General features: G+C 38.0%; 15 protein-coding genes. All 15 read left to right on the forward strand.

The genetic code is table 11. The features are described from left to right. Positions 1–81: 81 nt before the first annotated feature. Positions 82–1,782, forward strand: coding sequence for a tetratricopeptide repeat protein (locus CRO54_RS18725; RefSeq protein WP_097133601.1), 1,701 nt, complete (start codon positions 82–84; stop codon positions 1,780–1,782). 83 nt (positions 1,783–1,865) lie between these two features. Beyond that, a complete protein-coding gene (locus CRO54_RS18730) occupies positions 1,866–2,237 on the forward strand; it encodes an NADH-quinone oxidoreductase subunit A (protein WP_097133602.1) in 372 nt (123 codons plus the stop codon). A gap of 123 nt (positions 2,238–2,360) precedes the next feature. Beyond that, complete coding sequence (locus CRO54_RS18735; protein ID WP_097133603.1) at positions 2,361–2,903, forward strand: NADH-quinone oxidoreductase subunit B; 543 nt, start codon at positions 2,361–2,363, stop codon at positions 2,901–2,903. Further along, positions 2,903–3,403, forward strand: coding sequence for an NADH-quinone oxidoreductase subunit C (locus tag CRO54_RS18740; protein WP_097133604.1), 501 nt, complete (start codon positions 2,903–2,905; stop codon positions 3,401–3,403). The genes CRO54_RS18735 and CRO54_RS18740 overlap by 1 nt, the downstream gene beginning before the upstream one ends. A gap of 2 nt (positions 3,404–3,405) precedes the next feature. Next, a complete protein-coding gene (locus CRO54_RS18745; RefSeq protein WP_097133605.1) occupies positions 3,406–4,620 on the forward strand; it encodes an NADH-quinone oxidoreductase subunit D in 1,215 nt (404 codons plus the stop codon). Continuing rightward, on the forward strand, positions 4,613–5,125 hold the full coding sequence (locus CRO54_RS18750) for an NADH-quinone oxidoreductase subunit NuoE family protein (protein ID WP_097133606.1): 513 nt from the start codon (positions 4,613–4,615) through the stop codon (positions 5,123–5,125). The genes CRO54_RS18745 and CRO54_RS18750 overlap by 8 nt, the downstream gene beginning before the upstream one ends. After that, the gene (nuoF, locus tag CRO54_RS18755) at positions 5,125–6,492 is read left to right on the forward strand and encodes an NADH-quinone oxidoreductase subunit NuoF (RefSeq protein WP_097133607.1); all 1,368 of its coding nucleotides are present in this window, start codon (positions 5,125–5,127) and stop codon (positions 6,490–6,492) included. The genes CRO54_RS18750 and nuoF overlap by 1 nt, the downstream gene beginning before the upstream one ends. Positions 6,493–6,603: 111 nt before the next feature. Further along, complete coding sequence (locus CRO54_RS18760) at positions 6,604–7,614, forward strand: NADH-quinone oxidoreductase subunit G (protein ID WP_097133608.1); 1,011 nt, start codon at positions 6,604–6,606, stop codon at positions 7,612–7,614. Next, a complete protein-coding gene (nuoH, locus tag CRO54_RS18765; RefSeq protein ID WP_097133609.1) occupies positions 7,614–8,648 on the forward strand; it encodes an NADH-quinone oxidoreductase subunit NuoH in 1,035 nt (344 codons plus the stop codon). The genes CRO54_RS18760 and nuoH overlap by 1 nt, the downstream gene beginning before the upstream one ends. A 5-nt stretch (positions 8,649–8,653) precedes the next feature. Beyond that, entirely contained in the window at positions 8,654–9,154 is a 501-nt protein-coding gene (locus tag CRO54_RS18770; RefSeq protein WP_097133610.1) for a NuoI/complex I 23 kDa subunit family protein, read from the forward strand. A 111-nt stretch (positions 9,155–9,265) separates the two neighbouring features. Then, on the forward strand, positions 9,266–9,772 hold the full coding sequence (locus tag CRO54_RS18775; protein ID WP_097133611.1) for an NADH-quinone oxidoreductase subunit J family protein: 507 nt from the start codon (positions 9,266–9,268) through the stop codon (positions 9,770–9,772). Beyond that, on the forward strand, positions 9,765–10,094 hold the full coding sequence (gene nuoK / locus CRO54_RS18780; protein ID WP_097133612.1) for an NADH-quinone oxidoreductase subunit NuoK: 330 nt from the start codon (positions 9,765–9,767) through the stop codon (positions 10,092–10,094). Before CRO54_RS18775 ends, nuoK begins: the two co-directional genes overlap by 8 nt. A gap of 18 nt (positions 10,095–10,112) precedes the next feature. After that, the gene (gene nuoL / locus CRO54_RS18785; protein ID WP_097133803.1) at positions 10,113–12,011 is read left to right on the forward strand and encodes an NADH-quinone oxidoreductase subunit L; all 1,899 of its coding nucleotides are present in this window, start codon (positions 10,113–10,115) and stop codon (positions 12,009–12,011) included. Between the two features lie 20 nt (positions 12,012–12,031). Beyond that, positions 12,032–13,498, forward strand: coding sequence for a complex I subunit 4 family protein (locus tag CRO54_RS18790; RefSeq protein ID WP_097133613.1), 1,467 nt, complete (start codon positions 12,032–12,034; stop codon positions 13,496–13,498). 2 nt (positions 13,499–13,500) lie between these two features. After that, positions 13,501–14,874 (forward strand): NADH-quinone oxidoreductase subunit N, encoded by a 1,374-nt coding sequence (locus CRO54_RS18795; RefSeq protein WP_097133614.1) that lies wholly within the window; start codon positions 13,501–13,503, stop codon positions 14,872–14,874. Positions 14,875–14,917 lie beyond the last annotated feature (43 nt).

Here is a 14,917-nt window from a genome sequence, read left to right on the forward strand (position 1 = left end):
ATAATTTATTCAACTTAGAGAAATAGAGAACACTGTATATCCATGCAGTTAACAGTTATTTCAAATTAACAAATGGAGACAATGAAAATGATTAAGAAGAACATAGCCTTGGCCACAGGCTTATTATTGATGGGTAGCACTGCCTCATTTGCTCAAAGTTTAGCTGATGCTAAAAAAGCTATTGATGCTGAACAATTTCAAAAAGCTACATCAATGCTTAAGACTTTGGTAGCTAACCAACCTAAAGAGGGAGATAATTATTTCAACTTAGGAAAGGTTTATTTATTAACTGAGGATATTGATTCTGCTAGAGCGGCATTTACTAACGGAACAACAGCAGCTCCAAAAAACGCTTTGAACTTTGTTGGTTTAGGTCAGGCAGATTTAATTGAAAATAATGCAACTAATGCTAAGACTAATTTTGATAAAGCATTGCAATTAGGTGCTAAGAACTATCAAACTTACTTGGCTATTGGTAGAGCTTACATTGATCAAAAAAATGTAGACTATGCACAAGCACTACCTAATTTGCAAAAATCTGATGAGTTAGATGCTAAAGATAAAGATCCAGAAACTTTCTTGGCATTAGCAGATTTTTATGCTCAGCAAAGAAAAAATACGGAGGCTTACCCAATGTATTTGAGAGCATTAGATATCAATCCTAATTTGTACCGAGCTAACGTTCAAATTGGCAAAATGTACAAAGACGCGTTTGCATTTGCTGAAGCAGAAACAGAAATTAAGAAAGTTATCGAAGCAGATCCTAACTACGGGCCAGCTTATAGAGAGCTAGCGGAAGCTCAAATGCAATGGTCATTTGCAGATCCAAAAAATGGAGCAGCAAAAAAAGCAGAAGCATTAGCGAACATGAAAAAGTACTTAGATTTAACAGATAAGTCTTTCGATTCTCGTTTGCGTTATGCTCAATTCTTAGTTTATGCAGGTGATTTTGCTACACTAGAAAGCGAAGTAGCTACTTTGAATGCGCCAGACCCTAAAAATCCTAAAACTTTCGTAGTTGCAAGGATGAGAGGTTACTCTGCAATTGAGAACAAGAACTATGAGCAAGGTATTAAATTTATGAACGAGCTTTTTGGTAGAACGCAAGATGCTTCGCGTATCATCGGATCAGATTACCTATACTTAGGTAAAGCTCAGTTGGCAACAGGACAAGATAGTTTGGCGGTGATCAACATTACTAAAGGTGTAGAGTTAGATTCAACTAAGGTAGAAGAGTTAGCTGCAGTAGGGTTGAAATATTTTACTGATAAAAACTTTCCTAAAGCAGCTCAAGTTTATAATAAGGTTGTTAAGTTAAATTCTAAAAATCCTTCTTTAGCGATGGCTTACTACTATTTAGGTACATCTAACTATGTTAGTTCTAAAGGTCAGGATATGGAGTTGTTAAAATCGGCAGATTCAGCTTTCGTTAAGCTTTTAGAATTAGCTCCTGAATATGAGGCAGCTCAATTGTACAGAGCTCGTACTTATAGGTTAATGGATGATGCTAAAGAACCTAAAGGTATCGCTGTTCCTCAATTTGAGAAATATATTCAAATGGTAACTGTTGATAAACCAGAAAAGGCAGCAACACCAGCTAACCAAAAAGGATTAGTTGAAGCTTACAATTATATTGGTGCCTTATTATCAGCAACTGATAAGGAAAAAGCTAAAGAATATTTCAATAAAACACTAGCTATTGATCCTCAAAATGCATTAGCTACTGATAACTTGAAATTTTTAGCTGGTCCAGCACCAAAGAAAGCTCCTATTAAGAAGTAATCTTTATAAATAATAACGAAAAGGCAGGGTTTGTAATCCTGCCTTTTTATTTTAATTTTGCCCTCAACTCTATTATAATTGTTATGCAAGCACAAAGTACAGCACAAGATTTTATTCCTATTATATTTCAGGTTATTGTTGCACTAGGTTTCGTAGTGGTCACTTTATTTGCAACACATCTTTTGGGACCTAAAAGGAAAACAAAAGATAAGCTTACTTCTTTCGAATCTGGTGTTGAAGTAATAGGTAATGCTCGTCAGCCTTTTTCTATTAAATATTTCTTAGTAGCCATATTATTCGTGCTTTTTGACGTAGAGGTCATCTTTATGTATCCTTGGGCGGTTAACTTTAGAGAGCTAGGTTGGAACGGGATTATTGAGATGTTCATCTTCATGGGCACACTCTTGCTGGGCTTCATTTATGTGTTAAAAAAGAAAGCATTGGATTGGCATTAGAATGCTTTGAGCTAATTATTTAGATTGTTTCTAAATGATGATAGATTGACCTAGATCAGGCTAATTATCGTATTTTTGCTGCTTGTCCTAGTTATATTTGGGCAAGCATTTTTGTTTATAAGCATGAGTGAAATCAAAATAGTTGAGGCGCCTCCAGGCATAGAAGGGAATGGTTTTTTTGCCACTTCTCTAGACAAGGCAATTGGTTTGGCCCGTTCACATTCGTTGTGGCCTTTGCCTTTTGCAACATCTTGTTGTGGTATCGAGTTTATGGCTACTATGGGATCTCATTATGATTTCGGACGTTTCGGTTCCGAAAGGTTGAGTTTCTCTCCTCGTCAGGCAGACGTTTTAATGGTAATGGGAACTATTGCGAAGAAAATGGGTCCGGTATTGAAGCAGGTTTATCTTCAGATGGCAGAACCTCGTTGGGTAATGGCGGTTGGTGCTTGTGCATCTAGTGGAGGTATTTTTGATACTTATTCGGTGTTGCAGGGCATTGATGAGATTATTCCTGTGGATGTTTACGTTCCAGGTTGCCCGCCAAGACCTGAAGCTATTTTAGATGGCTTTCAACGTATCCAAGATCTAGTGAAAAATGAATCGGGTAGAAGAAGACATTCTCCTGAATATAAAGAACTGTTAGCGAGTTACGGAATACAATAATGGCTAAAGCAACAAATACAGAGTTGGTTGATCTGCTAGGCGAAAAATTCGGCGAGCAACTTTTTGATGTTTCAGAGCCGTATGGCTTGTTAACTTTCTCTACAAATAAAGATAAAGTTATTGATGTACTTTCTTTTCTAAAAGAGAACGGAAAGATCAACTTCAACTTCTTGACCGACATCACGGCGGTGCACTACCCAGAGAAAGAGAAAATTGCGGTGGTTTATCATTTACATAGTATGGTAAGTGGTATTAGGGTAAGGTTGAAAGTCTTTCTGCACGAGAATGATCCAAGATTAGCTTCGGCAACTGTTTTATGGAACGGTGCAAACTGGATGGAAAGAGAAACTTATGATTTCTTCGGGGTTAAATTCGAAGGACATCCAGACTTGAGAAGAATATTAAATGTGGATGATTTACCCGTTCATCCAATGTTGAAACAATATCCGTTAGAAGACCCTAATAGGGTAGATAAAAAGGATGAATACTTTGGTAGATAATTATGACTCACAATCAACCAGTATATACAGATAATGATCCGCAAGATGGATTGGTAACCTTAAACTTAGGGCCTACGCACCCAGCAACACATGGTGTATTCCAAAATATTTTGCAAATGGATGGCGAGCGAATCGTAAGTGGTGTATCTACTATTGGATATATTCACAGAGCTTTCGAGAAAATTGCCGAGCACCGTCCGTTCTATCAAATTACACCATTAACCGATCGTTTAAACTATTGTTCGTCGCCTATTAATAATATGGGCTGGCACATGACGGTAGAGAAGCTTTTAAATATTCAAATCCCGAAAAGGGTAGATTATTTAAGGGTGATCATTATGGAGCTTTCTCGTATTGCAGATCATATTATCTGTAATACCATTATTGCCCAAGATACAGGTGCAACTACAACTTTTCTTTACCTTTTCCAATATAGAGAGCACATCTATGAGATTTTTGAAGAAATCTGTGGCGCTCGTTTAACAACTAACATTGGTCGTATTGGCGGTTTAGAAAGAGATTTTAACGAAGTAGCTTTTGCCAAAATCAATAAGTTCTTAAAAGAGTTCCCTGTTGCATTAAAAGAATTTGAAAGTTTACTTAACCGTAATAGAATTTTCATCGATCGTACCAAAGGTGTGGCAGAAGTAACAGCTGAAAATGCATTGAGTTACAGTTGGACCGGTCCTTTATTACGTGCTACGGGAATTGATTACGATGTTCGTGTGAGCGAGCCATATTCTTCTTATCAAGATTTCGATTTTGAAATTCCTGTAGGAACTAGTGGTGACGTTTTTGATCGTTATTTAGTGCGTAACGAAGAAATGTGGCAAAGCGTTCGCATTATTGAGCAAGCAATCGAAAAATTAAAATCAGAGCCAAAAGGTATTTTTCATGCTGATGTGCCAGATTTTTACTTGCCAGGAAAAGAAGAAGTTTATAACAATATGGAAGCATTGATCTATCACTTTAAAATTGTGATGGGCGAAATCGATGCTCCTAAAGCAGAAGTTTACCACGCTGTTGAAGGTGGTAATGGTGAGCTTGGTTTCTATTTAATTAATGATGGAGGAAGAAGTCCTTATCGTTTGCACTTTAGAAGACCTAGTTTTATTAACTACCAGATGTACGCGAAAATGAGTGAGGGCATGTTGTTATCAGATGCCATCATTAACATGAGTAGTTTGAACATTATTGCAGGAGAATTAGATGCTTAAAGTAGAAGAAACACAGCCTGTAGAATTTTCATCAGCTTTGCTAGCTAAGTTTGATGAGATTGTAAAACGCTATCCAGAAGGAAAGCAAAAATCAGCTTTGCTACCATTATTACACTTGGTGCAGGCAGAGTTTGGATGGACAAGTGTACCAGCAATGGATAAAGTTGCGGAATATTTGAACATTCAGCCTATTGAAGTATATGAAGTAGCGAGTTTTTACACTATGTACTTTTTGCAGCCTAAGGGAAAATATGTTTTGGAGGTTTGCCGTACTGGACCTTGTTGTTTAGTAGGTGCCGAAAAAATTATGGACCATATCGAAAAGAAACTAGGTGTAAAGGAAGGTGAAGTAACCGAGGATGGCTTGTTTAGCTGGAGAGGTGTAGAATGCTTAGCTGCATGTGGTTTTGGTCCGGTTTTACAAATTGGTCCAGAGTATACTTTCTACGAAAATTTAACCGAGCAATCGGTAGATCAATTAATTGACGATTTACGCAAAAAATAATGGCTCGTAAACTATTATTAGAACATATCAATGTACCTGGCATCAATACGCTGGCGGTTTATCGTGAAAAAGGCGGTTATCGTGCTGTTGAGAAGGCATTGAAAACCTTAACTCCAGAAGAGATTGTAGAGGAGGTGAAGAAATCTGGATTGAGAGGTCGTGGTGGTGCAGGTTTTCCTACGGGGATGAAATGGAGCTTTTTGGCCAAACCAGAAGGTGTACCTCGTTACTTAGTTTGTAACGGTGACGAATCTGAACCGGGTACTTTTAAGGATAGATATTTAATGACGCACATTCCTCATGCTTTAATTGAGGGAATGATTGTTTCCAGCTTTGCTTTGGGTGCAAATACATCTTATATCTACGTGAGAGGTGAGATGATGCCTCAAATCAGGATATTGGAAAGAGCAATTGAAGAAGCAAAAGCTGCTGGTTGGTTAGGTAAAAATATTTTGGGAACGGGATATGACCTAGAGCTTTACGTTCAACCAGGTGGCGGTGCTTATATCTGCGGTGAAGAAACGGCTTTACTAGAATCATTGGAAGGTAAAAGAGGAAATCCTCGTATTAAACCACCATTTCCAGCTATTGCAGGTTTGTACGGTTGCCCAACAGTGGTTAACAATGTAGAATCTATTGCGGCTGTAGTGCCAATTATTAACGATGGTGGCGATGAGTATGCTAAAATCGGGATTGGAAGAAGTACAGGAACAAAATTAATATCAGCCTCTGGTAACTTGGTAAAACCAGGAGTTTATGAAATAGAATTAGGCTTACCAGTAGAAGAATTTATCTATTCTGATGAATACTGTGGTGGTATTGCCAATGGCAAAAGACTGAAGGCAACTGTAGCTGGAGGTTCATCGGTACCAGTTTTACCTGCTAATTTAACCTTAAAATATGCTAACGGCGACCCTCGTTTGATGAGTTATGAGTCGTTATCTGAAGGTGGTTTTGCTACAGGAACAATGATGGGGTCGGGTGGTTTCATCGCATTTGATGAAGACCAATGTATGGTAAGAAACACTTGGAATTTTGCTCGTTTCTATCACCACGAAAGTTGTGGACAATGTTCGCCTTGTAGAGAAGGAACGGGTTGGATGGAGAAAATCTTGCACAAATTAGAGCATGGACACGGTACTTCTGCAGATATTGATTTGCTTTGGGACGTTCAGCGTAAAATAGAAGGTAATACCATTTGTCCATTGGGTGATGCAGCAGCTTGGCCAGTAGCAAGTGCCATCAGACATTTTAGAGATGAGTTTGAATGGCATGTGAAAGAACCAATGAAGAGCCAAAGCACCAATTATGGTTTAGCGAATTATGCTAATCCGATTGAGAAAGTGGTTGTAGCGGAAGAAAAGTAATCTATACGTCTCCCGATTGGTCGGGACCTAAGCGATAGACGAATAAATAAAATGAGATTGCTTCGTGCCTCGCAATGACGGCAAGAAGTATAAAAATAGAAATCATCGATTATGAGTGATTTAGTTAAAGTAACCATAGACGGAATAACAGTAGAGGTAGAAAATGGCACCACCATTTTAAATGCTGCCCGCCAAATTGGAGGAGACATTGTGCCTCCTGCAATGTGCTATTATTCTAAATTGAAAGGTAGTGGAGGTAAATGTCGTACCTGCATTGTGAAAGTCAGCAAAGGTTCTGAAAAAGACCCTCGACCGATGCCAAAATTGGTAGCTTCTTGCCGTACTACAGTAATGGATGGCATGGAAGTGCTTAATATTACTTCTCCAGAGGTATTGGAAGCTCGTGCTGGTGTGGTAGAGATTTTGTTAATCAACCACCCGTTAGATTGCCCTGTTTGTGACCAAGCTGGTGAGTGTGATTTACAAAACTTAGGTTACGAGCACGGTCTACAAAAAACAAGATACGAATTTGAACGCCGTACGTTTGATAGAATAGATATTGGCGATAAAATCCAGTTACACATGAACCGTTGCATTTTGTGCTATCGTTGTGTGTTCACTGCTGATCAGATCACGAATAAACGTGTTCACGGTATCTTAAATCGTGGGGATCACTCGGAAATCTCAACTTATATCCAAACAGCTGTTGATAACGATTTCTCAGGAAACGTAATTGATGTTTGTCCGGTTGGTGCTTTAACTGATAGAACTTTCCGTTTCAAAAATCGTGTTTGGTTTACAAAGCCAGTTGATGCGCATAGAAACTGTTCACATGAGAAATGCAATGGTAAAGTAACGTTGTGGTACAAAGGAGAAGATGTTTTACGTGTAACCGCTAGAAAAGATCAATTTGGAGAAGTAGAAGACTTTATTTGTAACGAATGTCGTTTCGATAAAAAGAAAACTGCTGATTGGACTTTGGAGCACCCAACACATATTTCAGAGACTTCAGTGATTGCATCTAACCACTACGAGACATTCAAACCACTTCCAGTAATTAAGGAAAACTTAACCTTACAAGAAGCTAATCAACGCGAACTAGAAAGAAGCTTTAAAATCTAATGGAAATCGATTTCGTCATAGAGAAATTTATACTGGTTACAGCAATATTTGCAATTAGTTTAGTAATTGCAATGTATTCTACTTACGCAGAGCGTAAGGTTGCCGCTTTTTTACAAGATAGGCTTGGTCCAGATAGAGCTGGTCCCTTTGGTCTTTTACAGCCATTGGCCGATGGAGTAAAAATGTTCATGAAAGAGGAAATTATTCCTGCCAATGCTAATAAATGGTTATTTATGATTGGTCCTGGTTTAGCGATGCTTTGTGCTTGTATTGGTACAGCGGTTATTCCTTGGGGTCAGGATATGATGGTTGGAGATAGATTGGTTAAATTGCAAGTAACCGATATCAACGTTGGTTTACTTTATATTTTCGGTGTAATCTCTCTAGGTGTTTACGGCGTAATGATTGGCGGTTGGGCATCTAACAACAAATATTCATTGTTGAGTTCTATTCGTGCTGCTTCCCAAAACATCAGCTATGAAATTGGAATGGGACTTTCTATCATCGCTTTGCTATTGGTTACCAATTCACTTAGTTTAAGAGAAATTGTAGCCCAACAACATGGTTGGCAGTGGAACGTACTTTATCAGCCTTTAGGTTTTATCATTTTTATGGTATGTGCTTTTGCGGAAACTAACCGTGCACCATTCGATTTACCTGAGTGTGAGGCCGAGCTAAATGGCGGTTATACGATCGAGTATTCATCAATGAAATTAGGTTTCTACCTTTTCGCTGAGTACATCAATATGTTTGTGTCTTCAACTATAATGGCAGCATTATACTTTGGAGGCTATAACTATCCAGGAATGGATTACATGGCTACTTTATTAGGTCCAACTTGGGCACCTCTATTTGGTACTTTAATCTTCTTCCTAAAAATATTTGCGTTTATCTTCTTCTTCATGTGGGTTCGTTGGACTATCCCTCGTTTCCGTTATGATCAGTTGATGAACTTAGGATGGAAAGGTTTAATTCCTTTAGCTATCGCAAATATCATTATCACGGGTATTGTTATTGCTATTTTAAAATTTTAAGAGACATGGAATCATTAAGCAATAAGAAAAAAGTATTGGTTTCAAAGCCGCTTAATTTTGCCGAGAGAATTTATCTTCCAGCTATTGCGAGTGGAATGAAAACCACGATTGGCCACTTTTTCAAAAAACCTGCTACTATTAAATATCCAGAGCAGGAGCGTGAATTCTCTATCAACTGGAGGGGAATGCATTCTTTAAAAAGAGATGAGCAAGGAAGGGAGCGTTGCACCGCTTGTGGTTTGTGCGCTTTGTCTTGTCCGGCAGAAGCAATTACTATGATTGCCGCTGAGCGTAAGAACGAAGAGAAACACTTGTACCGCGAGGAGAAATATGCATCGGTTTATGAAATTAACATGTTGCGTTGCATTTTCTGCGGTTTGTGTGAAGAAGCTTGTCCGAAAGAAGCCATCTACTTAGATGGGCCAATTGTACCGGCAGATTATTTACGTAAAGATTTTATTTACGGTAAAGATAAATTGGTAGAAGCTCCTTTGGAGGTAAAATAAATTAAAAGGATCGTCTTCCGATTAATCGGGACCTAAAGCGATAACGAAACCAAGTAAGATTGCTTCGTGCCTCGCAATGACGGCAAAATTGAAACAACTAAATAAAAATTAATGGGTACATCAGTATTCTATTTTGTAGCAACATTAAGCGTATTCTTTGCGCTGATGGTGGTTTTTGCGAAAAATCCAATCCATAGTGTGCTATACTTAATCCTAACGTTTTTTACGTTTACCGTTCATTACATCTTATTGAACGCACAATTCTTAGCGGTAGTTAACTTCATTGTTTATATGGGAGCCATTATGGTGCTTTTCCTTTTCGTACTGATGTTACTGAACCTCAACAAGGAAAATGAACCTAATAAATCAATGGTTTTAAGGATAATTGGCATCATTGCTGGCGGATGTTTGGCCATAACGTTAATTGGTTCGTTAAGGTCGGTAGCAATTTCTGATCCTCTGGTATTGAAAAACCCAGGTTTAGGATTGGTAGAAAACTTAGGTAAAGAGCTATTTGGTCAGTTTATGTTACCATTCGAATTATCGTCATTACTATTGTTAAGTGCGATGGTTGGTGCGGTACTTTTAACCAAAAAGGAGGAAAAAACTAATGGGTAGTATCTTCGAAAATATGCAAGGCGTTCCATTGAACCATTATATTTGGTTCTGTGCATTGATTTTCACTATCGGAGTGATAGGCGTGTTGATCCGTAGAAATGCAATCATCATTTTCATGTCTGTAGAGTTGATGTTAAATGCAGTAAACTTGCTTTTGGCAGCTTTCTCAGTACATCACAATGATCCATCAGGACAAGTGTTCGTATTTTTTATTATGGCTTTGGCCGCTGCAGAAGTAGCCATTGGTTTAAGTATCATCGTGATGGTCTACCGTAACACACAATCAATAGATATTAATGTATTAAATCGCCTTAAGTGGTAATTCTAATAAAATAAAATGATTACAAGTTTACTTTGGTTAATTCCAGTTCTTCCGCTTTTAGGCTTCGTGATTAACGGTTTAGGCCGTAATACATTGAGCAAAGGTGCTGTTGGTTTTATCGGCAGCGGAGTGGTTTTAGCTTCATTTATCCTTAGCGTTTGTTTCTTTTTTGAGCTAAGTTCTAGCGTAGAGAAACAATTTACCGTTAATTTCTTCGATTGGATTAGTGTTGGAGATTTGAAAATTCCCTTGTCATTTTTATATGACCCTTTGAGTGCCATTATGCTCTTAGTGATTACAGGAATTGGCTTTTTAATCCATATCTACTCTACTGCCTACATGCATGAAGATGCTGGCTTCGGCAAGTTTTTCGCCTACTTAAACCTATTTATCTTCTTCATGTTGATTTTGGTTTTAGGTTCAAACTACATCGTGATGTTTATTGGATGGGAAGGCGTAGGTTTATGTTCTTACCTATTAATCGGTTTCTGGTTTACCAATAGTAGTTATGCAAGTGCGGCTAAAAAGGCATTTATCGTTAACCGTATTGGCGATTTAGGTTTCCTTTTAGGCGTGTTCTTAATGTTCCAAGTTTTCGGAAGTTTAGAGTTTGCAAAAGTATTCCCTCAAGCAGCTAATATGTTGCCAGGCAACAATACAATTACCATCATCGCGATATTATTATTCATAGGTGCTTGTGGTAAATCTGCACAGTTGCCTTTATTTACTTGGTTGCCAGATGCGATGGCTGGACCTACTCCTGTTTCAGCCTTAATCCACGCAGCAACGATGGTAACTGCAGGTATTTATATGATCGCTCGTTCTAGCGTAGTGTTCGACTTGGCGCCAATTGCACAAAATATCATCGCTATTGTAGGCGCAGCTACAGCCCTGGTTGCAGCTTTAATCGCCCTAACACAAACAGACATTAAAAAAGTATTGGCTTATTCAACCGTATCTCAATTGGGATATATGTTTTTAGGCTTAGGCGTTGGTGCTTATACAGGTTCATTCTTCCACGTGTTAACCCACGCTTTCTTTAAAGCATTGCTTTTCTTGGGTGCTGGAGCGGTAATCCACTCTTTACACCACGAGCAAGATATGCGCCACATGGGTGGATTGAAAGCTAAACTGAAAACTACTTTCGTAACCATGATGATAGGTACTATTGCCATTGCGGGTTTACCTCCATTTTCTGGTTTCTTTTCTAAGGATGAAATTTTAGCACATGCTTATCAATACAGTCCGGTACTTTGGGGTGTAGGTGTATTGACAGCATTTTTAACTGCTTTCTATATGTTCCGTATGATGTTCTTGACTTTTTACGGAAAATTCAGAGGTTCTCACCATACAGAAGAACACATTCACGAGTCGCCGAAATCAATGACTATCCCATTGGTGGTATTGGCAATCTTAGCTGCTGTTGGTGGTTTGTTAAACATTCCTCATGTATTTGGAGGCAATGAGTGGTTGGCACATTGGTTAACAGGAGCGAAGGTTACTCAAAATCATTTAGAGTTAAGCCACAGTACAGAGTTTACCTTAATGGGAGTTTCTGTATTAGCTGCTATCGTAGCGATACTTTTAGCTTACAGCAAATACGTTAAAAAGGCAGATATCCCAGTTGCTGACGAAGCGCCTAGAACTGCTTTAGAAAAATTATCATACAACAAATTCTACTTAGATGAAATTTACGATGCCATCATTAGAAAACCGCTAGATGCATTTTCTAACTTCTTCTATAAAATTATCGATAATAAAGTGATAGATGGCTTGGTAAACGGCTTAGGCTGGACTGCCAATGAAGGCAGCAAGAGCTTACGTTTATTGCAATCGGGTAATGTGGGTTACTACATCATCATGATGGTTGTTGGTATTGTGGCATTATTGCTTTACACTTATTTGTCTATCGCTTAAAACTAGTTCAAATATTATAAATGGAACTTTTAATACTCATATTTTTACCCTTAGTTGGCGCAATTGCCACCGCTTTATTTGCCAAGCAAAACACAGCTAAGGTAGCCGCATTAGCATTTTCACTTTTCTCGTTGGCTGTTGCCATCGGCATATTGTGTAAATTCACTCCAGATGCAAGCACGCAGTTTGTCGTTAATTTCCCTTGGATTGAGCAATTAGGCATTAACTTCCATGCAGGTATCGATGGAATTAGCATGATTACGGTTTTATTAACGAATGTGTTAACACCGTTGATTATCCTTGCTAGTTTTAAACACGAATATAAAAATGCCAATGCTTTTTATGCTTTGGTTTTATTTATGCAAACTGGTTTATTGTTGGTGTTTACAGCTTTAGACGCTTTCTTGTTCTACATTGGATGGGAAGCTGCTTTAATTCCAATTTACTTTATCTGTGCTACTTGGGGAGGTAAAGACCGTATCAAAGTAAACATGAAGTTCTTTGTGTACACCATTGCAGGTTCTTTATTCATGCTTTTGGGTATCATTTATTTGTATCTGCAAAATCCAGCTAACAATTTTGAGCTAGCTGAATTTTATAAACTAGAATTAGATGCCACGCAACAGGGTTGGATTTTCTGGGCTTTCTTTATCGCTTTTGCTATCAAGATGCCAATTTTCCCATTCCACACTTGGCAGCCAGATACCTATACCACAGCACCAACTCCTGGAACGATGTTGTTATCGGGTATTATGTTAAAGATGGGTATTTATGGTGTGATCAGATGGTTATTGCCAATTGTACCTCAGGGTGTTCAAGATTGGACTTGCTTAGTGATGATTTTAGCTATCATTGGTGTGGTTTACGCAGCGATTATCGCTTTCATGCAGAAAGATGCCAAACGTTTGGTTGCTTATTCTTCTATTAGTCACGTGGGTTTAATTGCTGCAGGTATTTTCACGTTAAGTCACCAAGGTTTGCAAGGAAGTATGATTCAAATGTTGAGTCACGGTATCAATGTGATTGGGTTGTTCTTTGTATTGGATATTATCAATTCACGTTTAGCAACTAATAAAGTTGATGAATTAGGAGGTTTAGCAAAAGTAGCACCTCAATTGGCCATCACTTTCTTAATCATCCTTTTAGGAACGGTAGCTTTACCAGGTACTAACGGATTTATCGGTGAGTTTTTATTGTTGATGAGTGTTTACAACTACAACGCTTGGTTAGGTGCTGTAGCAGGTTTAACCATTATTTTTGGAGCAGTTTATATGTTCCGTAGCTACCAAAAAATTATGCTAGGCGAAACGAATGCGCTTACTTCTAGCTTTAAAGATATCAACGGAACGGAGAAAGTAGTATTGTACACTATTTGTGCTCTGATTATTGTTATTGGGGTTTATCCAAAACCATTAATGCAAATTTCAGATGCCTCGGTACAACACTTATTGGAACAGATTAATCAAAAATTAACAGGGATTAACTAAGCATGAATATTATTATAACCATTGCCGTAACGGCTTTAGTAGTTCTTTATACTGGTTTATTTAAAGCTAAAAAGGCTTTATTGCCTATCACCTTGCTTGGTCTTTTGGTTGCTTTAGGTTTTACCATCTGTTCTTGGGACCAACCAACGGTACATTTCGGAATGATGCAAATCGACAATTTTGCATTGGCTTTCGGAGGTCTTTCTATCATCGGAACGTTATTCATTTTCCTTTTAACACAACGTTATTTTGCAGAAAATAGCCAAAACATAGCCGAATATTTCACTTTGATACTTTTCGCTCTATGTGGAATTATCATCATGGTTTCTTATAAAAACTTATCGATGTTATTTATCGGTATCGAAATCATGTCAGTATGTTTATATATCTTGGCTGGTATCAGAAAGCTAAACTTTGCCTCTAACGAAGCTTCTTTGAAGTACTTTTTGATGGGTGCTTTTTCAACAGGATTCTTATTATTTGGTATCGCGTTAATCTACGGAGCTACTGGTTCATTTGATATCGATGTTATTCAAAATGTACTGGTAAACAATGTTACTAATGTATCGCCTTTATTCTATCCAGGTATTATTTTAATGATGGTTGGTTTGTGCTTTAAAGTTGGTGCAGCTCCTTTCCACTTCTGGACACCAGACGTATACGAAGGCGCTCCTTCTTTGATTACCGCCTTCATGTCAACAGTAGTTAAGACTGCAGGTTTTGCAGCTTTCTTAAGATTGTTCGCAGGTGCTTTCGAGCCGTTGCATGATTTCTGGATGCCAGCTTTAATGGTCATCGTCATCATCACACTTTGTGTAGGAAATATCACTGCGCTATACCAAAAGAACTTCAAGAGAATGCTGGCTTATTCTAGTATTTCTCACGCAGGTTACTTATTATTTTCTTTAATCGTATTAACTGCTAATTCAGCAAGTAACGTTTTGGTTTATGCAGCTGCTTATACTTTTGCAAGTATTGTTGCTTTTGCAGTATTGATCAATGTAAAACAGAAAACAGGTAGCGATGATATCGAAAGCTTCAACGGCTTGGCTAAACGTAACCCCTTAGCTGCATTAGCATTAACTATTGCTATGCTTTCGTTGGCAGGTATTCCGTTAACGGCAGGTTTCATTGGTAAATATGTGATGTTCTTAAATGTTATGGAGAACTATCAGATTATTCTAGTAGTTATTGCTATTTTAAATGCGCTGGTTGGCTTCTATTACTATTTCCGAGTAATCATTGCTATTTATTTTAAAGAAGGCAAGGAAGTTGAGTTAGATACGCCTATTCAATACAAAGTGGTACTGGTTGTGTCAACAATAGTCATCTTAGTTCTAGGTATTTATCCTTCGCTTATTTTAAATCTGATATAAGACATACTTATAAACAAAGAAGCGGAGATGTTCAAGAGAATGT

It is taken from the genome of Pedobacter xixiisoli (assembly GCF_900215335.1).
GTDB classification, from domain to species: Bacteria; Bacteroidota; Bacteroidia; order Sphingobacteriales; family Sphingobacteriaceae; genus Pedobacter; species Pedobacter xixiisoli.

Bases quoted from the DNA above. Each gene is read 5' to 3' on its own strand.
- CRO54_RS18770 (WP_097133610.1), top strand. From the start codon at position 8,654: ATGGAATCATTAAGCAATAAGAAAAAAGTATTGGTTTCAAAGCCGCTT.
- nuoK (WP_097133612.1), top strand. From the start codon at position 9,765: ATGGGTAGTATCTTCGAAAATATGCAAGGCGTTCCATTGAACCATTAT.
- CRO54_RS18740 (WP_097133604.1), top strand. From the start codon at position 2,903: ATGGCTAAAGCAACAAATACAGAGTTGGTTGATCTGCTAGGCGAAAAA.
- CRO54_RS18745 (WP_097133605.1), top strand. From the start codon at position 3,406: ATGACTCACAATCAACCAGTATATACAGATAATGATCCGCAAGATGGA.
- CRO54_RS18795 (WP_097133614.1), top strand. From the start codon at position 13,501: ATGAATATTATTATAACCATTGCCGTAACGGCTTTAGTAGTTCTTTAT.
- CRO54_RS18730 (WP_097133602.1), top strand. From the start codon at position 1,866: ATGCAAGCACAAAGTACAGCACAAGATTTTATTCCTATTATATTTCAG.
- CRO54_RS18790 (WP_097133613.1), top strand. From the start codon at position 12,032: ATGGAACTTTTAATACTCATATTTTTACCCTTAGTTGGCGCAATTGCC.
- CRO54_RS18760 (WP_097133608.1), top strand. From the start codon at position 6,604: ATGAGTGATTTAGTTAAAGTAACCATAGACGGAATAACAGTAGAGGTA.
- CRO54_RS18750 (WP_097133606.1), top strand. From the start codon at position 4,613: ATGCTTAAAGTAGAAGAAACACAGCCTGTAGAATTTTCATCAGCTTTG.
- nuoF (WP_097133607.1), top strand. From the start codon at position 5,125: ATGGCTCGTAAACTATTATTAGAACATATCAATGTACCTGGCATCAAT.
- CRO54_RS18735 (WP_097133603.1), top strand. From the start codon at position 2,361: ATGAGTGAAATCAAAATAGTTGAGGCGCCTCCAGGCATAGAAGGGAAT.
- CRO54_RS18775 (WP_097133611.1), top strand. From the start codon at position 9,266: ATGGGTACATCAGTATTCTATTTTGTAGCAACATTAAGCGTATTCTTT.
- nuoH (WP_097133609.1), top strand. From the start codon at position 7,614: ATGGAAATCGATTTCGTCATAGAGAAATTTATACTGGTTACAGCAATA.
- CRO54_RS18725 (WP_097133601.1), top strand. From the start codon at position 82: ATGAAAATGATTAAGAAGAACATAGCCTTGGCCACAGGCTTATTATTG.